Below are 16,632 nucleotides of genomic sequence, written 5' to 3' on the forward strand. Positions count from 1 at the left end.
GCACATGACACTGACACAAGTTTGGGGTTCTCTGCTAATTTTTCTGCTGTGCCCAATTTTGGGCGGATTGCCGCTAATCGAGTGGATTACGGTTGCGCTGACTCGAAAGCGATTAAGCCGAATTGGGACGAAAAATGTCAGCGTTTCGGCTGCGTTTTATCACGGCGGCAAGGTGGCAGGCATTTTAGCGGTGTTGTCTGAGGCACTAAAGGGCATTTTGGCGGTGCTGTTGGCGCGATCGTTCTTCCCAGATCATCCTGAATGGGAGTTGATTGCGCTGATCGCTCTCGTTTTTGGGCGCTACTGGATTGGTAAAGGTGCGGGCACAACGAATGTGACGTGGGGCTATATTGTGCATGATCCGATCACATCTTTTCTGACATTTTTGATCGGTGGCATCGGATTTACTCTCCTACGAGAACGAAAGCTAGGGCGATTTGGAGTTTTAATTCTGTTTCCGTTGCTCACTGCCGCAAGACATGCAGACGATTCAGCTCTAATCGGAGCATCGATTTGCCTTGCAGGTCTGATGGGATGGATCTACACTCAAATTCCAGATGATTTGGAGTTGAAGCCAGATACGGCTCAGACGGATTCACAAACCATGTTTAAATTCTTTCGCGGCGATCGCGCTGTTCTTTCGCTAGATCAGCCCCTGCAAGCCAATAAAGTTGGAGAAAAGGCAGCGACTCTTGCCCATCTGAAAGGATTGGGCTATCCAGTTCCAATGGGATGGGTGCTGCTGCCGGGAGATGATCCACAACCGTTGATCGAACTGTTGCAGCCGTCGGAGCAAACCCCGTTGGTCGTGCGATCGTCGGCGGTTGGCGAAGATTCGGAACTCGCGTCAGCGGCGGGACAGTATGAGACGATTTTAGGTATCACACAGCAACGCGATCTGTTGAGCGCGATCGCGCAGTGTTTGGCGTCTTACGATCAGCCGTCTGCGGTCAGGTATCGGCGCGATCGCAATTTACCAGATACCTCAATGGTGGTGTTGATTCAGCAGCAGGTTCGCGGCGTGTTTTCGGGTGTGGCATTTAGCCGAGACCCGATCGCGCGGCAAGGCGATTCAGTCTTGGTTGAAGCGTTGCCCGGCAGTGCTGAACGGGTGGTGTCGGGGCAAGTGACGCCTGAAAGTTATCAAGTGCTGGTGTCAGAGATCGGTTCGAATTGGACGTTGCCCGATGAAATGACGCTGGAGGTGCAGGGAAGCGGGGAAGTGCCGCTTCACTTGGTGCAGCAGGTGGCCTACTTAGCTCGCCATCTAGAGGCGCACTATCACGGCATTCCCCAAGATATTGAGTGGAGCTATGACGGCCAGACGCTATGGCTCCTGCAATCTCGCCCGATTACGACCTTGATTCCGATCTGGACGCGCAAGATTGCTGCCGAAGTGATTCCGGGCGCGATTCGTCCGTTGACATGGTCAATCAATCGCCCGTTGACCTGTGGCGTTTGGGGAGAGTTGTTCTCGTTGGTACTAGGTCAGCAAGCTCAAGGATTAGATTTTAATGAAACGGCAACGTTGCACTATGCTCACGCTTACTTTAATGCGTCGCTATTAGGACAAACGTTTCGCCGCATGGGATTGCCTCCAGAGAGTTTAGAGTTTTTGACCAGAGGTGCAAAGTTTAGCAAGCCACCAATAAAGTCAACGCTGCAAAACGTCCCCGGATTGCTGAAGCTAGTCCGACGAGAACTACGGCTGGAGAAAGATTTTCAACGAGATGACCAACGCTATTTCTCACCTGCGTTAACCGAATTTGCAACGCATCCAGCAACGCAACTTTCGACAGGAGAGGTGTTAGATCGCATAGACAAAATTCTGGAATTGCTAAAACGAGCGACGTACTACAGCATCCTTGCTCCGCTCAGTGCAGCGTTGCGACGGTCAATCTTTAAAGTTTCAGAGGATGAAATTGATAACAGCCGAACGCCCGAAGTTGCAGCCTTGCGATCGCTTCAAGCCATTGCCACTAGAGCAAAACAAACTGGCAATATTTCTCATCAACTGACGGCTGAGCAATTGTTTGAGCACCTGAGTGAGACGAAGCAAGGGCGGGATGTGTTAGCCGAGTTCGACCTGTTTCTAGAGCAATACGGCTATTTAAGCGAGGTCGGAACTGACATTGCTATACCTACGTGGAGAGAAGATCCAAAGCCGATTCGAGAGGTGTTTGCTCAGTTTTACTTTCATCCGATTGAGCGAGAGGTGGTGCCAAGTCGATCGCGCGTTCAGCAACGAGTTGATCTCAAAGGCAAGGTAACGGAAGTGTATAGCCGACTGTTGGCGCACTTGCGCTGGAGCTTTGTGGCGTTAGAAGAACAATGGTTAACCTCTGGTACGTTAGAGCAGCCGGGAGACATCTTCTTTCTGAAGTATGACGAGATTCGACACGTTGCTGCGACGTCAACCTTTCCTCGTCTCATTGAACAACGGCGATCGCAGTTTGAACAAGATCGCCAACTTGCCCAAGTGCCGCAGCTTGTGTACGGAGACGATCCACCCGAACCTAAGCTAGAAACCTGGCAAGCCTCTCAAACGTTGCAAGGCATTGGAGCAAGTCCTGGACAAAAAGAAGGACGCATCAAAATCATGAAGTCACTCTCGAGCGGAATTCGCCTCGATCGCGATACTATTTTGGTCGTGCCCTACACCGATTCGGGCTGGGCAGCAATTTTGGCGCAGGTGGGCGGGCTCATTTCCGAGGTGGGCGGCAAACTCTCTCACGGCGCGATCGTCGCGCGAGAATACCGAATTCCTGCCGTGATGGATATTCCGAATGCCACAACCCGCTTACACGATGGGCAGCAAGTTCGGATCGATGGACAACGCGGCAGAATTGAGATTCTATAGCGATATTTAAAAGGCAAAAACCTCTGTTTCCCAAAGAAATCGGAGATCTAAACATGCCATCTTGGGGTTCACGTACTGACGACGAGCAAATAGCGGACGAAGGATCTAGTTTATTTCTTCATTCCTCATCCTCGCGAAGCGGGTCAAAGCTCTCCCTTATCCCCGCTCTCGTGCTGTTGCAAACAGTCGCAGCGCTTGCTCCGAACCCACAAACCGCCAGTGCCAAGGCTCATAAATCACACGTTGAGCATTGTTAGGGCGAAACGATAACTCAAATCCAAATTTCTTAGCATTTTTGCTCATCCACCGAGAGGCAGACGAGCGAGCAAACGCTTGAGAAATATCTAAATAGGGAGCGCGACCATCACCAACATCAATCGCATATCCTGTGTGATGTTCACTGTACCCCGGAGGTGCAACGCTCCTAGCGGCTCCCTCCAGTCCGCGCCGCCGCACGCGATCGCGAAATAACATTGCTTGCTCATCAATACTACGAAACCCAGAAATCGGCACAATGGATACCTTATTCGCTTTCGCCGCACTGACCATTTGTTGCCATGCGATCGCGGCTTCAGGCGCTAATTTCTCCACGCGCCCCCCGTATTTACCAATGGCAACCAGTGTGTTTAGCTCCGCTTGAGGGTAAGGAAAGTGCCCTAGTTTAGGCGAAGCCTTAGGGGAAGGGGTATTGAGCGGCAGGCGGGGACGTGGATCAGGCAACAACGATGAATCAGGCGTGCTGGGAGTGGGTGATTTCAACAACAATTGTGCAGAGTTTGGGCGTGTCGGCAGTGGCGAAATTGGCGTTGGTTCAACCGATGCGCCCACGCTGAGATGCAATCCACTATGATTGAGCGCGACTACCCAACTAAAAGACGTTAGGGCAACAATCAGTAAGGCGTGCGATCGTAACCAGCTTAAAATTCTCATCAACCCAAAATCGTTAAAGTAAGCGTTTGCAGGCAACGTAAATTCATCACCGTCAGTTCTGGCAACCAGGCTATCTTATACACTTGAAATGATGGTGAAATGACAGCACAGGTAAAATTCTATGAAATGGCAAGTGGTTCTTGAACCTGATGCAGAAACTGGAGACTGGGCTGTTTGGTGTCCACAATTACCAGGATGTGTCTCTGCTGGAGAAACGGAACAAGAAGCGTTAGACAACATTCGAGCCGCGATCGCGCTGTACTTAGAACCAGATCCTATAGATCTAACCTCTAGCGCGATCGTGCGAGAGGTGTCAGTTGAATGACACGCACCCGTCGAATGACTGCTGTTGAAGTCGAGCAAATCTTGCAACAGTATGGATTTGTTTTCGTATCGCAAAAAGGAAGCCATCGAAAATGGAGACAGCCAGATTCGAGCCTTCAGGTGATTGTGCCATTTCATAAAGGTCGAGATTTGCCCATCGGTACAATGCGTAACATTATGCTAAACGCCAACATTCCAGATATCGAATGGAAGACAGATTAATCGAGCGGCTGGAGGGCGCGATCGCTAATCGGTAAAATCTTCCGCTTCATTCCCGGCAAGCCATCAAATCGGATCGCCAGCGTTGCTTTGGTTCCAGAGCCAAAGACATTTGTAATTTCACCCACGCCAAACTGGCTGTGAATCACGCGATCGCCAACGCTCCAATCAGCATCGGCATCCGCATGGTTGACCAGAATCGGCGGCTTGGCTTGAGCCGCACCTTTGGTCCACTTCGCTGGAATTGAGGTTGCCGTATTAGAATCCATTAACTCACGCGGCATTTCCGCCAAAAATAGCGAAGGACTGGCAGGTTCACGATTTCCATATAAGCGGCGTTCGCGAGCATGAGAGATGAACAATCGCTCCTGAGCGCGGGTAATGCCGACATAACAGAGCCGCCGTTCTTCCTCGATCGCGGCCGGATCATCGAGAGAACGATAGCTCGGAAACAAGCCTTGCTCCAACCCAACTAAAAACACAATCGGAAACTCTAATCCCTTCGATGAGTGCAATGTCATCAGCGAAACGGTTGTCGTTTCTTCTGGCGTGTTGTCTAAATCTGACGCGAGGGATGCACTCGCCAAGAAGCCAATCAAGCTCTTGTCGTCTTCATTTTCTTCCTCATATTGCAGCACCGCGTTGTAGAGTTCCTGCACGTTCTGAAAGCGATCTTCCGCTTCGTCTGTGCCTTGCGCCTTGAGATCTTGAACGTATCCCGAATCTTCTAACACGCCTTGCACAATCTCAGATGCCGAAACAGCATCGAGCATCTCCCGATATTTCTGAATGATATTGGCAAACGCAATCACTCCCTTGGCCGAGCGTCCAGCCAGGGTTTTAACCGAGGTTTCATCGCTGATGATCTCCCAAAGCGGAATGCCCAACTCGATCGAAGCTTTTTGCAGAGATTCAACGGTCGATTTGCCGACACCCCGACGAGGCGTATTAATCACGCGCAGCAGGCTGATAGTATCGGCAGGGTTTACGATCGCTCTTAAATACGCCAACACGTCTTTAATTTCTTTGCGATCGTAGAACCGCAACCCGCCAACAATCTTATAGGGCACCCCCCAACGCACCAAAATATCTTCAAACGCACGCGATTGAGCGTTCGTCCGGTAGAGAATCGCGAACTTACCCCAGTGCAAATCAGGATTATTTTGCTCTAGCTTTCGCATTCGCTGAACCACAAATTCAGCTTCATCAATTTCATCTTGAGCGCGATAGCAGAACGCAGGTTCTCCCTGTCCACGAGTGGGTTTGAGAATTTTGTCGATCCGCTCCGTGTTATTTTCGATCAGTTCGTTCGCAAGTTGGAGAATGTTCTCAGTGGAGCGGTAATTCTCCTGGAGCTTCACCATCGTTCGGGTGTCGTCATCCGGCAACCCATCTCCAAAGTCGTGTTGGAATCCCATCAAGATGGTGAAATCTGCCATGCGGAACGAATAGATAGACTGGTCAGCATCGCCTACCACAAAGACGGAGCGGTAGTTCCAGTCATCGAATTTAGTCGCTGATTCTCCATTTGTAACCAACAGTTGAATCAGATCGTATTGTGTGCGATTTGTGTCTTGATATTCATCTACTAAAATGTGGCGAAAGCGTTTGTGCCAATAGGCTCGAATCTGTTCATTCTGACGAAACAGAAGTACCGGAATTAGGATTAAATCATCAAAATCTACAGCATTGTTTTCGGCTAACTTGTCTTGATACACGCTGTAGATATTACTAATCACACGACCTCTAAAATTCGGCTGCTCTTTCTCATACTCTTGCGGAGAAAGTCCTTTGTTTTTCGCATTGCTTATCGCATACCGAACTGATCGCGGATCGAATTTCTTTTCGTCTAAATTTAGCTGATTGATAATAATATCTTTGACGAGGCTCTGAGCATCTGACTCGTCAAAAATGGAAAATGCCTTTGTCCATTTGCGCCCCCGCTCATCCTGAAATTTTTCGATATCAAAACGCAAAATTCGGCAGCACAGCGCATGAAACGTGCCAATCCACAGATCTTTGGTAATGGTTTTGTAGATGTGCGATCGTAGCTTTGTCTGCACGTATCCCGGCAACGACTCTAGCGGTTTACCATGCTCACGCATTGCCTCCCGCTCGGCAAACAGTCGCTCGATCCGCTCTTTCATCTCCTTAGCCGCTTTGTTCGTAAACGTCACCGCTAAGATATTCTCCGGGTCAACCCGATGCTCTAGCACCAAATTGGCGATTCGATAGGTCAGTGCCCGCGTCTTGCCTGATCCTGCTCCCGCAATCACCAGTAATGGACCGCAAAAATGCTCCACCGCTTGTCGTTGTGAAGGGTTGAGATGGCTCAAGAAGTCAGTAGTCATGGCGAGGGCAAAAAGATGATTTTACTCCATGACCAGCCTATCGCATTCCCAGAATCGCGCGGTGAGAGAAGTGGTTGAGAAAGCCGAACGGCAGGAAAGCGTGATAAAGATGAAGATGCGCGATTAGCTCAAGGGCAATGCTAGGAACCGTACGATCGCTGAAGAATTGCTTCTTAGGAACTCTTGCTCGTTTCCATTAGCCGCAAATAGGCAAATGTAGCCAGGAAGAAAAATGGAACAAAAAACCACTCTGGAGAACTGCGGTATACCCAAACCATCAACGCCAGCCACAGGAGAAGACTAAGCAGTGCAAGTAACTCACGCATGGGAATACCTCACGAACTGTCATAGGAATTCCCTACTTTCTTCAGTAAACTCACTGAGAGGTCAGCTAGAAAACCTTAAAGACTTTATAAAAGGTTGACGAAAATTTCTTTCAAGATAGGTAAAGGATAAGAATGGCTCATTGAAACGCTGGGTATTTCTCTCTGTAGCTCTTAGAATTCTTAACACAACGCCATCTAGCGAGGGTATGTTTAAGCCGCAGGTAGGGAAAGCACACCCTTCTTTATCTTTCAGTCTTTATTCCCTTCGCTACAATGAGCAGTAAAGCTGAGCAATAAAGCGCCAGTCCAGTATTTAAAGAGGCATTTCGATGCAAGCACCGACCTTATTAATCTCTAAGGAATTACCGAGTCTTAAGTACACCTACGCCCCCGATCGCTTCGATGAAACCTGGGAAGCTCCCCTTTCCATTCTGCTGGGGTTAGGACGGGCAGCAGGCGCAGATTTTATTGAATTCTTCTTAGAACGGGTGAACTATATTAGCTGCATGGCGGAAGATGATGCCATCACTAGCATTTCACCTCGGCTTTCCACCGGAGCAGGCGTACGTGTGTTTCGAGGCAAAGCAGACTGTTATGTCAGCACGAATGATTTGTCGTTCAACGGGCTAAAAGCTGCCCTAGAGAAGGGTTTGTCAATCATGGGCTTACATTTGCCCTCGCCCAACGCATTCATTCCTGAAATTCACCTTGAGCTGCTGCGCGACTACGCCACTAAAAAAGGAAAGGATGCTTGGCTAGGTAACTGTAGCTCCATGCGCGAAATGGGGGATGTGTTGCTCTCCGCGAATGGTGAACTGGCACAAAAAGCGGATCACGTCCAGTCGCGTCGGGCGGTCTATTTCCGGGATTGGCAAGAGGTCTTGGTCGCGTCGAGCGATGGCACGTTTGCGCGCGATATTCGCCTGGCTCAATCGGTTGGCTACAGCTTACTCTGTGCAGACGGCACGAATCGGTCTTCGATCAGCAAGCGATCGGGCAGCACAAGCGATCCTAGTTTCTTGAGAACGTGGGACTACAAGGCAGACGCTGAAGATGTGTCAGGATCGGCGGCGAAGATGCTGTATGCCGATTATGTTGAGTCGGGTAGCTACCCGGTAATCATGGCAAACCAGTTTGGCGGCGTGATTTTCCACGAGGCGTGTGGTCACTTGCTGGAGACAACTCAGATCGAGCGCAAAACGACGCCGTTTGCTGACAAAAAAGGCCAGAAGATTGCTCATGAGAATTTGACGGCTTGGGATGAAGGCATTACCTCCGACGCTTTCGGAACGATCGACATGGATGATGAAGGAATGCCTGCTCAGCGCACGTTGCTGATCGAGAATGGCGTTCTAAAGAATTTCATCAGCGATCGCGCTGGCTCGGTTCGTACCGGACACCCCAGAACGGGCAGCGGTCGTCGTCAAGGTTTCACTTTTGCCGCCGCTAGTCGGATGCGAAACACCTATATTGCGCCAGGTGAGTACTCGATTGAGGATCTGTTCAACTCGGTTGAGAAAGGCATCTACTGCAAAAAAATGGGCGGCGGTAGCGTTGGACCTACCGGACAGTTTAACTTTGCGGTCGATGAAGCTTATCTGATCGAGAACGGCAAAATCACCAAGCCGCTCAAAGGAGCAACGCTGATCGGAGAAGCCACCGAAATCATGGACAAGATTTCCATGTGTTCTAACGATCTGGGCTTGGCAGCCGGATTTTGCGGTTCGGTGAGTGGCAGCATTTATGTCACCGTCGGTCAGCCTCACATCAAGGTTGATTCGATCACAGTGGGCGGTCGTTAACTTCCGTTCAGCTCATGATTCTTGAGGGATGCGTGCTGATGCATCCCTACCCGTTTCAATAGCCCCCGATATTTAACCAGAAGATTTCTATGCCAACGATCAACGAAATTGCGTCCTACGCCCAAACCGCCGCGCAGAAACTGGGCATTCAGAAATTTGACATTTACGGCTCCACGGTTGATGAAACTAGCGTGCAGGTCGATCAGGGCGAACCCCAACAAATGAAAGCCTCGAATCGATCGGGCATTACCGTTCGCGTTTGGAATGATGCTCATACGGTTGGTGTCACCTCGACCACTGACGTTGACCCAATCGGCTTGCAACTGGCGCTAAAAACGGCTCACGAGGCGAGTGCATTTGGTGTCAAAGACAATGTGCCCGACTTTAGCCCTGAAGCAACTGCCGCGATCGCTCATGCCAACGCTACTGATCGGTCTCCGCAGGCAGAAGTCTCACAACTGCTTCAAACCCTTGTGGGTGCAGAAAAGGAATTGTTAGAAGCGCATCCTGCGATCGTCGGCGTTCCCTACAATGGATTGGCGCAGCGAGATATCGATCGCTTCTATCTCAACAGCGTCGGAGCCTTGCGGCATGAAGCCCATTCGTATGCATCGCTCTATCTCTACACCAAAACCGAAGAAGAAGGCAGAAAGCCGCGTAGTGCTGGGGCCTTTCGGGTCAGCACTGGGTTAGCAAAGCTCGACATTAACGGCTGTCTCAAAGAAGCGGCTGAGAAAACAATTAGCCATCTCAACTATGAGAAGGTAAAAACCGGAAAGTATCGGGTTGTTTTCTCCCCAGAAGCCTTTTTGAGTTTGCTGGGCGCGTTCTCTAACTTGTACAACGCTCAAAGCATTCTCGATAACCAGAGTCTTTCGACGCCAGAATCGCTCAATACTCAAATCGCCTCTCCGTTGCTTTCGGTCTGCGATGATGCGCTGCATCCTGATAATGTTGGAGCAGAAACGTTTGATGGAGAAGGCACGCCGACGCGTCGCGTACCTCTGATTACAAATGGGGTGTTGACGAGTTTTCTGCACAGCGCTGGCACAGCAAAGCGAATGAATACAGAACCGACTGGAAACGCCAATATGGGCGCAAAAGTGACGGTTAGCCCGAACTTCTTTCATGTGTTTCCGGGAGAATCTGCTTCAGAGGAATATAGTCTGGACACAGCAGACAATGTGATTTTGATTGACGATCTGAGCGCCCTTCACGCAGGTGTGCAGGCGTTGCAAGGATCATTTTCGCTGCCGTTTGATGGTTGGTTGATTAAAGATGGCAAGCGCATCAGCATCGAGTCGGCAACGGTCGCGGGTGATATTCGCGAGGTGCTGAATTCGATTATTTACGTAGAGAAAGATCTGGAATTTACCGGATCTGGAGTTGCACCTAGAGTGTGGGTGAATGAACTATCAGTGACGGGTGAATAGAGCTTGTTGGCAGCGGATGTAATGGATTAGCGGAAGGTTTTCGTTGCCTCTGTTAGCCCATCCGCTGCCACATTGCATAATCACTAAATTCATCATGTCTGATCACTCAATCAATCCGCTCGGAGGCGTGATTTCGATTCGACGATCGCGCAGATTGACAACAGGAACGATCGCTTCGACAAACGGAATCAAAATCGATTTGCCCTGCGGAGATTTGACCTCTAGTAAGTCGTGACCCGCAGTCATGACATCGGTTACGGTTCCGACGAGAGCTTGATTGGCTTGATGATATACCGGAAGCCCGATTAGATCTGATACGTGAAATTCGCCGTCTTCAAGCTGAGGGCGATCGCGCTCTGGAACGTGGAGTGTACAGCCTCGTAGCGCTTCTGCTGCGCTGCGATCGCGCACTCCTTCCAACTGCAAAACATACAGTCCTTTCCCATCCAAATAGCGGCCCCCAATCAACCGAATTGGTTCTGGCTCTTGCTGATTCGGACGCAACAACCACCGCTCTCCGGGCACTTCAAAGCGCTCTGGAAAATCTGAGTTTGGGTAAACGCGCACCTCTCCCCTAATTCCGTGAGCCGCCACGATTTTGCCAATTTCTAAGAACTCAGACGCCATAATTTGAGCATGAGCGAACCCTGATTACTCTATCACAGGAGTATGGGAGGCGGTTGCGACTCAACCGCCTCCCACTGCAAATTCTCTTAATCTTGCGGATCGAATCGATAGCGCACTTTCATCCCCGTGTTGTACTCAGCTGGAGTTTGGGGAAACACATTTGAGGGATTCGCCCTCAGATCAAGACCGCCGCCACCAATTTCTAAACTGCCAAGCGGGCCTCTGTACTGAGGAGACTGCCCGACTCCAGGTAAGCTAAAGCTGGCAGGGGATGGCAGGGAAGTATCTCTTAGCGATCGCGTCTGCAACCCAGACAACGAAGCGGCATCTCCAAACCCTTCCACTGAAGGCGCAACGGGTTGCATTTGAATTCTGCTTTGTGAAGGTCGAACCTGTGAAGATCGAAGCGGTTCATTTGGCGCTACGCTCTGCTCAACTTGGAGAGATTGAGCAACGGCAGGACGAATGCTCGCTAACATTAAGATGGTTAATACAGCAACGGCTTTATTCATGGGGTGGCTCCAGCTAGGTTGGCTGAACGTTACTCATAATGTATAACCAGAATGCCCTGATGGAACAACAGGATCGCCATAAGTAAGAAAATTTAGACATGCAGAACGACAACAAGGGATTGTGATCCGCAAGCTCTAGAGCTTTGTGAAACGAATCGCATTCAAGATATGTATTCTAAAGGTTGTTCAGAATGCATTAAATTTGGCAATGGAGCGAATTTCATTCGCAGCCATCAGCGCTTTGTTTGCGGCACTGCTGTTCGCTTAAAATGGCACTATTGAGATCCTTCAACGGAATTACTTTGAAGTGATAGAAGCGTTCTCCTTGACTGGGTTCCTTGAATTCTAAAGTGGTATAACCAAATCGCTTGCCTTGAAAGAATCGTAGGTCTACATGATTGAACTCAACTCGCGCCACATATTTCGATTGTTGGAAGTCGTTAGCAACGTTAGCAAGTGGTTGAGTGTAGATGCTTCGAATGAGATTTAATCCTTCCGTATTCGTTCTAGTAAAGGCTGCATTTGCTCTATTGCTTTGAGTTCGATAAGCGATCGCTTCCTCTCCAACTACTATGTCTGTTTGATCTGTGGGATTCATGGCAAACACAATACTGCCACCTTTTACTTTTGCTTCACTGGTGTAGAATGGCAATCCGCTCAACTCTCCGATGTCGCGCTTAAACGGAGATAACAAGGAATGCTTTTGCGCCCACTGCAATACGGTCTGGATCTTCTGCCCAGGAAGGGCTTGAGCAGATGAAGCGGTGCCTAAGAAAGCTAGAGTGAGTCCGATAACAGAAATGACATTGCGGTGAATCATAATTAGAAATAGTAGCGATCGCACTTAGCAGCACAACAAAGAGTGATACAAAAATAAATTGTTCAATTTCCGAATGAATGGATTATTGATTACTAGCGTAGTACTCGAACTTGCTCAGCAAGATTGCAGCAGGTGCAGTCAGCACCACCATGTACGTCGAACGAGAGAACAAGAGAAACGGGCTGACTAACAGATGTGTTAAGAATTCTTTTTTGATCTGCTGGCGTAATGTAAACTTTGTTCTCTTGCATCATGTCTCCTACAATTCTGCCGCGATCTAAACAGCCCAAATTAAAGTCATAAACTCCGTTGCTAACTGAGTTAACGCTGTTTCCACTATCGACCCCTTTTTTGATCGCCGTTTTGAAGCCTGGATCATAGAATTTATTGATGCGAAAGTAGGCAACATTGACGTTCTGCTCAAAAATTTCTTCTTGTCGTGTGATTAAATATCCACACACGACAGTGTCAAACTGATCATTGCCAAAGATGCCATAGCGATTTGTTTTCTTCAAATTGGTGGGCGGAGTGACTTTACACGTCGCAGATTGAGCGGTTCTCGGCGCGGCTTGAGCGGTTTTCACATTGGTTCTTACATTGCGCTCTGCGCTGATTGCAGGCTGATCGGTTCCTACGGAGTTGTGCGCTGCGCTAATCGGAACAACCGCTAGATTCAACAATAGTGCGGCACTCAGTCCCTTTAACCCTTGAGCTAACTGTGCAACCATACCCGTTTCCTCACTCTTCGCCTATCTAGAGCTACACCTTGCCATTTCAATCTTCCGCAAGGTTCCATCAGGATTTGAAATCGTTTGTGAGACACTTTAAGCAAGTGCGATCGGGAAACTGAAATGCTGCTGTTGTCTCTACCTAAACAACTACGGTTCGCCAAATACCTGATTCGTGTAAGCCTAGTCGTCTTACTCGTGGTCGGGCTTACTCAGCCTCTGCTCCAAACCCCAGCCGTTGCGATGCAAAACCAGCAATCAATAACTCCGCAAACAGCATTAGAACGCCTCGCTACCGCCAATGCTGTTGCTTCAGAATGGTTTGCGCCCAGTTTTCTAGCGCAAGTTTCGGTACAACAAGTTCAAAATATTTTAATGAGTTTGACAACTGAACTCGGGAAGTATCAGCGCGTCGAGCCAAGTGGCAACGACTATCAACTGGTTTACGAGAAAGGAGTTGTTCCAGCTAAAATTGTCCTCGATCCGAAAGGACAAATTGTAGGATTACGATTTCTACCTGTTCAGGCACAGTTTAAGAGTCTAGACGATGCGATCGCGCAATTCAAACAGCTACCCGGTAAAGTTAGTCTGTTGATTGTAGAAAACAACGTTAAAAAGGTTGGGTTAAATGAAAGCACACCCTTGGCAGTAGGATCGGCATTTAAGCTGGCAGTACTGGCAGCACTAAAGACTCAAATTGAATCGGGACAACATCGCTGGGATGAAGTAATTTCCTTACAAGAGCGTCAGAAGAGTTTGCCTTCAGGATTTTTACAATCTTGGGCAGATGGTTCTTTGCTCACGGTGCAATCGGTGGCAGCTTTGATGATTTCCCAAAGCGATAACACTGCTACCGATCACCTAATTCATCTGGTCGGACGAGATGCGATCGAGCCGTTGACGCCTCGCAATCAACCGTTTTTGACGACCCGTGAGGCATTTATTCTAAAAGCTCAAACGAATCACGATTTGCTGCAACGCTATCGAGCCGCTAATCTATCCGCCCGTCGTGCCTTGTTAGACGAAATTGCTCAACGACCTCTACCAGGTGTAGAAGAATTCGTTGCTGATCCGGTTGCCCTTGATATCGAATGGTTTTTCACACCCGCAGAACTGTGTTCTCTCATGAATCGGGTGAAAGATTTGCCGCTCATGAGCATCAATCCAGGTATTTCCAATTCGCAGGCATGGGCGCGAGTGGCGTTCAAAGGCGGCTCAGAGCCAGGCGTGATCAATCTCACAACAGCGCTGCAAGCTAAGAATGGAAAGCAGTATTGCGTGGTTGCAACTTGGAATCACAATCAGGCGTTAGACGAAACCCGCTTTGTCTCGCTTTATGAAAGTACGATCGCGTTGCTGAAATGACGCAGAACCTCTCTAATTAATAGTTCGCGTGTATTATGAGAAATATACCCTTCAGGCTCGACCAGAGCGGCTTACGATATTCCTCATGCTAGATTTGCGAGGCAAAACAATTTTAGGCATTGATCCCGCGATCGCAACGATTGGTTACGGGGCAATTCACGATGAAAAAGCGCTCGACTATGGGGTGATTGTCACGCCTGCAAAAGCGCCAATTTATGATCGACTCAAACAGATTCACGACGACATCCGCGAACTCTGCCAACTCCTAAAGCCCGATGTTGTCGCTTTAGAAATGCCGTTCTTCACACGAGAAAACACGAATGCCAATAAGGTGCTGCGGGCACTGGGCGTGATTCAGTTGGCGCTCGGAGAATGCGGACTGGATGAACCAATTTTTCTGCATCAATCTCAAGTCAAAGCGGCAGTCGCAAAATACGGAGCTGAAAAATCTGAAATTCAACAATCGGTGATGCTGATTTTTGGACTGGCAGAGATTCCTAAACCCGATGATGCCTCTGATGCTCTAGCGATCGCATATGCAGCTCAAACAGGCGCTCGCGCTAACGTGAAGTAGAAGCTACTCGCGTTGCAAAGTGTGGATCTGCTGCACAAACGCCTCATGTTCTGGTGACGCTAACCCCTGCTGCAACGTTGCGATCACCGACGGCATATCCCCCGCTAATAATGCGTCTGCCGCTAACCACAGTCCTGGAAAAACTCGACTGCGAATGATTCCAGTCTTGTCGGGTGTCAAGGCCACGTATTCATCGTCCTGTAAGACAAACCAATCCAGCTTGTTCTCAAACATCTGCCACACAATGTATTCCTGCACTCCATTGCGTCGATAGGCTTTCTTCTTATCGCCCAAATCATAGGCTGCGCTACTCGCTGCCACTTCTGCAATCAGTTCAGGTGCGCCCTCAAGGTAGTCATCGTCTGAAATGTGTACTTGCCCACCCACAGACGAATCGAGAAATAAAGCAACATCGGGCTGCGGTTCGTTGTCAAGATCGAGCCGCACAGTTGAATTATCAGCCAACTCAGTTCCTGGAGTTGAAACTTGATAGTTGAACAACCAACCCATTAATTCAGCATGGGGTTTGCCATGACTTCTAAAGCGCAGTGCAGCAGCCACGTAGACAACTCCTTCAATGAGTTCTGCTTTTTGAATGTGTTTTGCGGCAGCATAGCGACGCTCAAATTCTCGACGGGATACACGATCGCCACTTTCTAGCGGTGCGACTCGTGTGGAGTGAGGCGAGTCGGCGTGAGCGTTGGTTTGAGACGCATTCGTTACCATAGAGTCCATCAACTGTGCAGACTGCAAAGAATTCGTTGGTCTTATTGTAAACGAACCGGATTTGTCGGTATTGCTATCTGACGATTTAGCAGCCTTTGCCCACGACCGTGAGTAGTCGTTGATAAAACCCCTGTTGATAAAACCCCTATGGTCACACCATTTCTACCTGCATCTGTAAAGGCGTTAACTGAGCCTGAATCGATTCACGCCGTTCAGTCCATTCGACGCTGCGCTGTTACTACTCCTCTATCCCCAATTCCGATTCAGACGGCATACGTTCAGCAGGGGCAGGGCGAGACTCCGATTCTGCTGCTGCATGGCTTTGATAGCTCTCTGTTAGAGTTTCGCTATCTTCTGCCACGATTGGCAACCCAAGCGGAAACTTGGAGTGTCGATTTACTTGGATTTGGCTTTACCGATCGTCCTTCAGGAATCGCGTTTAGTCCGCGCACGATTCAATCTCATCTTTACGAATTTTGGAAAACCATGATTGGGCGTCCAGTGGTGTTAGTGGGGGCATCGATGGGAGGAGCCGCTGCGATCGCGTTTGCGCTTGCCTATCCGTCGCTCGTTGAGCGACTGGTGTTGATCGATAGTTTGGGTTACACCGTTGCTCCGCCGTTGGTGAAATTCTTGTTTCCGCCGCTCGATTATTGGGCGGTAGAATATCTGCGTCAGCGTAAACTGAAGGCGCTAGAGCTGAGCATGGCGCTGGGGTCAGAGGCTAAAGTCATTGATTTGATTCGGTGTTCGTTACTGCATACAGAAATGGCGGGATGGCATGAGGCGACGATCTCCTTTACGAAAAGTGGTGGATACGATTTTTTAGCCGATCAGATTTGTAAGATTCGCCAGCCCACGCTGATTCTGTGGGGTGAGTCAGATGATGTGTTGGGAACCGCCGATGCTCTAAGATTTCGTCAAGATATTCCCAATAATCAGCTAGTTTGGATTCGAGATTGTAAGCATGTTCCTCACATTGAGCAGCCCGAAGTGACGGCTCGCCACATTCTATCGGTTGAGCCGATTTAACCG

At 49.2% G+C, this 16,632-nt stretch carries 16 protein-coding genes; 8 read left to right on the forward strand and 8 right to left on the reverse strand.

Features of this window, described 5'->3' with window-relative positions:
• The first annotated feature begins 4 nt into the window (after positions 1 to 4).
• Complete coding sequence (locus tag AC5I6P_RS29780) at positions 5 to 2,860, forward strand: glycerol-3-phosphate acyltransferase (RefSeq protein WP_495697407.1); 2,856 nt, start codon at positions 5 to 7, stop codon at positions 2,858 to 2,860.
• A 156-nt stretch (positions 2,861 to 3,016) separates the two neighbouring features.
• Here the strand turns inward: AC5I6P_RS29780 and AC5I6P_RS29785 are convergent, their stop codons facing one another.
• Positions 3,017 to 3,790, reverse strand: a complete 774-nt coding sequence (locus AC5I6P_RS29785) for a M15 family metallopeptidase (RefSeq protein ID WP_495697408.1) — start codon at positions 3,788 to 3,790, stop codon at positions 3,017 to 3,019.
• A 121-nt stretch (positions 3,791 to 3,911) separates the two neighbouring features.
• Between AC5I6P_RS29785 and AC5I6P_RS29790 the strand changes: the two genes are divergently transcribed.
• Positions 3,912 to 4,115, forward strand: a complete 204-nt coding sequence (locus AC5I6P_RS29790; RefSeq protein ID WP_495697409.1) for a type II toxin-antitoxin system HicB family antitoxin — start codon at positions 3,912 to 3,914, stop codon at positions 4,113 to 4,115.
• Positions 4,112 to 4,336 (forward strand): type II toxin-antitoxin system HicA family toxin, encoded by a 225-nt coding sequence (locus AC5I6P_RS29795; protein ID WP_495697410.1) that lies wholly within the window; start codon positions 4,112 to 4,114, stop codon positions 4,334 to 4,336. Before AC5I6P_RS29790 ends, AC5I6P_RS29795 begins: the two co-directional genes overlap by 4 nt.
• Here the strand turns inward: AC5I6P_RS29795 and pcrA are convergent.
• Both pcrA and AC5I6P_RS29805 read right to left on the reverse strand, forming a co-directional pair.
• Positions 4,333 to 6,684, reverse strand: a complete 2,352-nt coding sequence (gene pcrA / locus AC5I6P_RS29800; protein ID WP_495697411.1) for a DNA helicase PcrA — start codon at positions 6,682 to 6,684, stop codon at positions 4,333 to 4,335. The two genes, AC5I6P_RS29795 and pcrA, sit on opposite strands and share 4 nt — an antisense overlap.
• A gap of 173 nt (positions 6,685 to 6,857) precedes the next feature.
• Positions 6,858 to 7,010, reverse strand: a complete 153-nt coding sequence (locus tag AC5I6P_RS29805) for a hypothetical protein (RefSeq protein WP_495697412.1) — start codon at positions 7,008 to 7,010, stop codon at positions 6,858 to 6,860.
• Between the two features lie 329 nt (positions 7,011 to 7,339).
• Between AC5I6P_RS29805 and AC5I6P_RS29810 the strand changes: the two genes are divergently transcribed.
• Together AC5I6P_RS29810 and AC5I6P_RS29815 are read left to right on the forward strand one after the other, a co-directional pair.
• Positions 7,340 to 8,812 (forward strand): TldD/PmbA family protein, encoded by a 1,473-nt coding sequence (locus AC5I6P_RS29810; RefSeq protein ID WP_495697413.1) that lies wholly within the window; start codon positions 7,340 to 7,342, stop codon positions 8,810 to 8,812.
• A gap of 89 nt (positions 8,813 to 8,901) precedes the next feature.
• Entirely contained in the window at positions 8,902 to 10,245 is a 1,344-nt protein-coding gene (locus AC5I6P_RS29815; protein ID WP_495697414.1) for a TldD/PmbA family protein, read from the forward strand.
• A gap of 102 nt (positions 10,246 to 10,347) precedes the next feature.
• On the opposite strand, the gene rimM is transcribed toward AC5I6P_RS29815, so the two are convergent.
• The 4 genes from rimM to AC5I6P_RS29835 all read right to left on the reverse strand — a co-directional run bounded on the left by rimM (position 10,348) and on the right by AC5I6P_RS29835 (position 12,932).
• Positions 10,348 to 10,872: a ribosome maturation factor RimM gene (rimM, locus tag AC5I6P_RS29820; RefSeq protein ID WP_495697415.1), complete on the reverse strand. Its 525-nt coding sequence runs from the start codon at positions 10,870 to 10,872 to the stop codon at positions 10,348 to 10,350.
• Positions 10,873 to 10,958: 86 nt separating this feature from the next.
• Positions 10,959 to 11,384 carry a hypothetical protein gene (locus AC5I6P_RS29825; RefSeq protein WP_495697416.1) on the reverse strand — a complete coding sequence of 142 codons (426 nt, stop codon included), beginning with the start codon at positions 11,382 to 11,384 and terminating at the stop codon, positions 10,959 to 10,961.
• A 220-nt stretch (positions 11,385 to 11,604) separates the two neighbouring features.
• Positions 11,605 to 12,204 carry a hypothetical protein gene (locus AC5I6P_RS29830; protein ID WP_495697417.1) on the reverse strand — a complete coding sequence of 200 codons (600 nt, stop codon included), beginning with the start codon at positions 12,202 to 12,204 and terminating at the stop codon, positions 11,605 to 11,607.
• Between the two features lie 92 nt (positions 12,205 to 12,296).
• Positions 12,297 to 12,932 (reverse strand): hypothetical protein, encoded by a 636-nt coding sequence (locus tag AC5I6P_RS29835; protein WP_495697418.1) that lies wholly within the window; start codon positions 12,930 to 12,932, stop codon positions 12,297 to 12,299.
• A gap of 123 nt (positions 12,933 to 13,055) precedes the next feature.
• Here AC5I6P_RS29835 and AC5I6P_RS29840 point away from each other — a divergent pair, with 123 nt between their 5' ends.
• Positions 13,056 to 14,297, forward strand: a complete 1,242-nt coding sequence (locus AC5I6P_RS29840) for a serine hydrolase (RefSeq protein WP_495697419.1) — start codon at positions 13,056 to 13,058, stop codon at positions 14,295 to 14,297.
• Between the two features lie 85 nt (positions 14,298 to 14,382).
• A complete protein-coding gene (locus AC5I6P_RS29845; protein WP_495697420.1) occupies positions 14,383 to 14,871 on the forward strand; it encodes a crossover junction endodeoxyribonuclease RuvC in 489 nt (162 codons plus the stop codon).
• Between the two features lie 3 nt (positions 14,872 to 14,874).
• Here AC5I6P_RS29845 and AC5I6P_RS29850 read toward each other — a convergent pair whose 3' ends face one another.
• Entirely contained in the window at positions 14,875 to 15,597 is a 723-nt protein-coding gene (locus AC5I6P_RS29850) for a Uma2 family endonuclease (RefSeq protein WP_495697421.1), read from the reverse strand.
• A 147-nt stretch (positions 15,598 to 15,744) separates the two neighbouring features.
• On the opposite strand from AC5I6P_RS29850, the gene AC5I6P_RS29855 reads away from it, so the two are divergent.
• Positions 15,745 to 16,629, forward strand: coding sequence for an alpha/beta fold hydrolase (locus tag AC5I6P_RS29855; protein ID WP_495697422.1), 885 nt, complete (start codon positions 15,745 to 15,747; stop codon positions 16,627 to 16,629).
• The last annotated feature ends 3 nt before the right edge of the window (positions 16,630 to 16,632 follow it).

This window comes from Myxacorys sp. (assembly GCF_059501405.1).

Coding starts and splice junctions, on each gene's coding strand:
- AC5I6P_RS29790 (WP_495697409.1), top strand. CDS start 3,912: ATGAAATGGCAAGTGGTTCTTGAACCTGATGCAGAAACTGGAGACTGG.
- AC5I6P_RS29795 (WP_495697410.1), top strand. CDS start 4,112: ATGACACGCACCCGTCGAATGACTGCTGTTGAAGTCGAGCAAATCTTG.
- AC5I6P_RS29805 (WP_495697412.1), bottom strand. CDS start 7,010: ATGCGTGAGTTACTTGCACTGCTTAGTCTTCTCCTGTGGCTGGCGTTG.
- pcrA (WP_495697411.1), bottom strand. CDS start 6,684: ATGACTACTGACTTCTTGAGCCATCTCAACCCTTCACAACGACAAGCG.
- AC5I6P_RS29815 (WP_495697414.1), top strand. CDS start 8,902: ATGCCAACGATCAACGAAATTGCGTCCTACGCCCAAACCGCCGCGCAG.
- AC5I6P_RS29785 (WP_495697408.1), bottom strand. CDS start 3,790: ATGAGAATTTTAAGCTGGTTACGATCGCACGCCTTACTGATTGTTGCC.
- AC5I6P_RS29835 (WP_495697418.1), bottom strand. CDS start 12,932: ATGGTTGCACAGTTAGCTCAAGGGTTAAAGGGACTGAGTGCCGCACTA.
- AC5I6P_RS29850 (WP_495697421.1), bottom strand. CDS start 15,597: ATGGTAACGAATGCGTCTCAAACCAACGCTCACGCCGACTCGCCTCAC.
- AC5I6P_RS29845 (WP_495697420.1), top strand. CDS start 14,383: ATGCTAGATTTGCGAGGCAAAACAATTTTAGGCATTGATCCCGCGATC.
- AC5I6P_RS29840 (WP_495697419.1), top strand. CDS start 13,056: ATGCTGCTGTTGTCTCTACCTAAACAACTACGGTTCGCCAAATACCTG.
- AC5I6P_RS29830 (WP_495697417.1), bottom strand. CDS start 12,204: ATGATTCACCGCAATGTCATTTCTGTTATCGGACTCACTCTAGCTTTC.
- rimM (WP_495697415.1), bottom strand. CDS start 10,872: ATGGCGTCTGAGTTCTTAGAAATTGGCAAAATCGTGGCGGCTCACGGA.
- AC5I6P_RS29780 (WP_495697407.1), top strand. CDS start 5: ATGACACTGACACAAGTTTGGGGTTCTCTGCTAATTTTTCTGCTGTGC.
- AC5I6P_RS29855 (WP_495697422.1), top strand. CDS start 15,745: ATGGTCACACCATTTCTACCTGCATCTGTAAAGGCGTTAACTGAGCCT.
- AC5I6P_RS29825 (WP_495697416.1), bottom strand. CDS start 11,384: ATGAATAAAGCCGTTGCTGTATTAACCATCTTAATGTTAGCGAGCATT.
- AC5I6P_RS29810 (WP_495697413.1), top strand. CDS start 7,340: ATGCAAGCACCGACCTTATTAATCTCTAAGGAATTACCGAGTCTTAAG.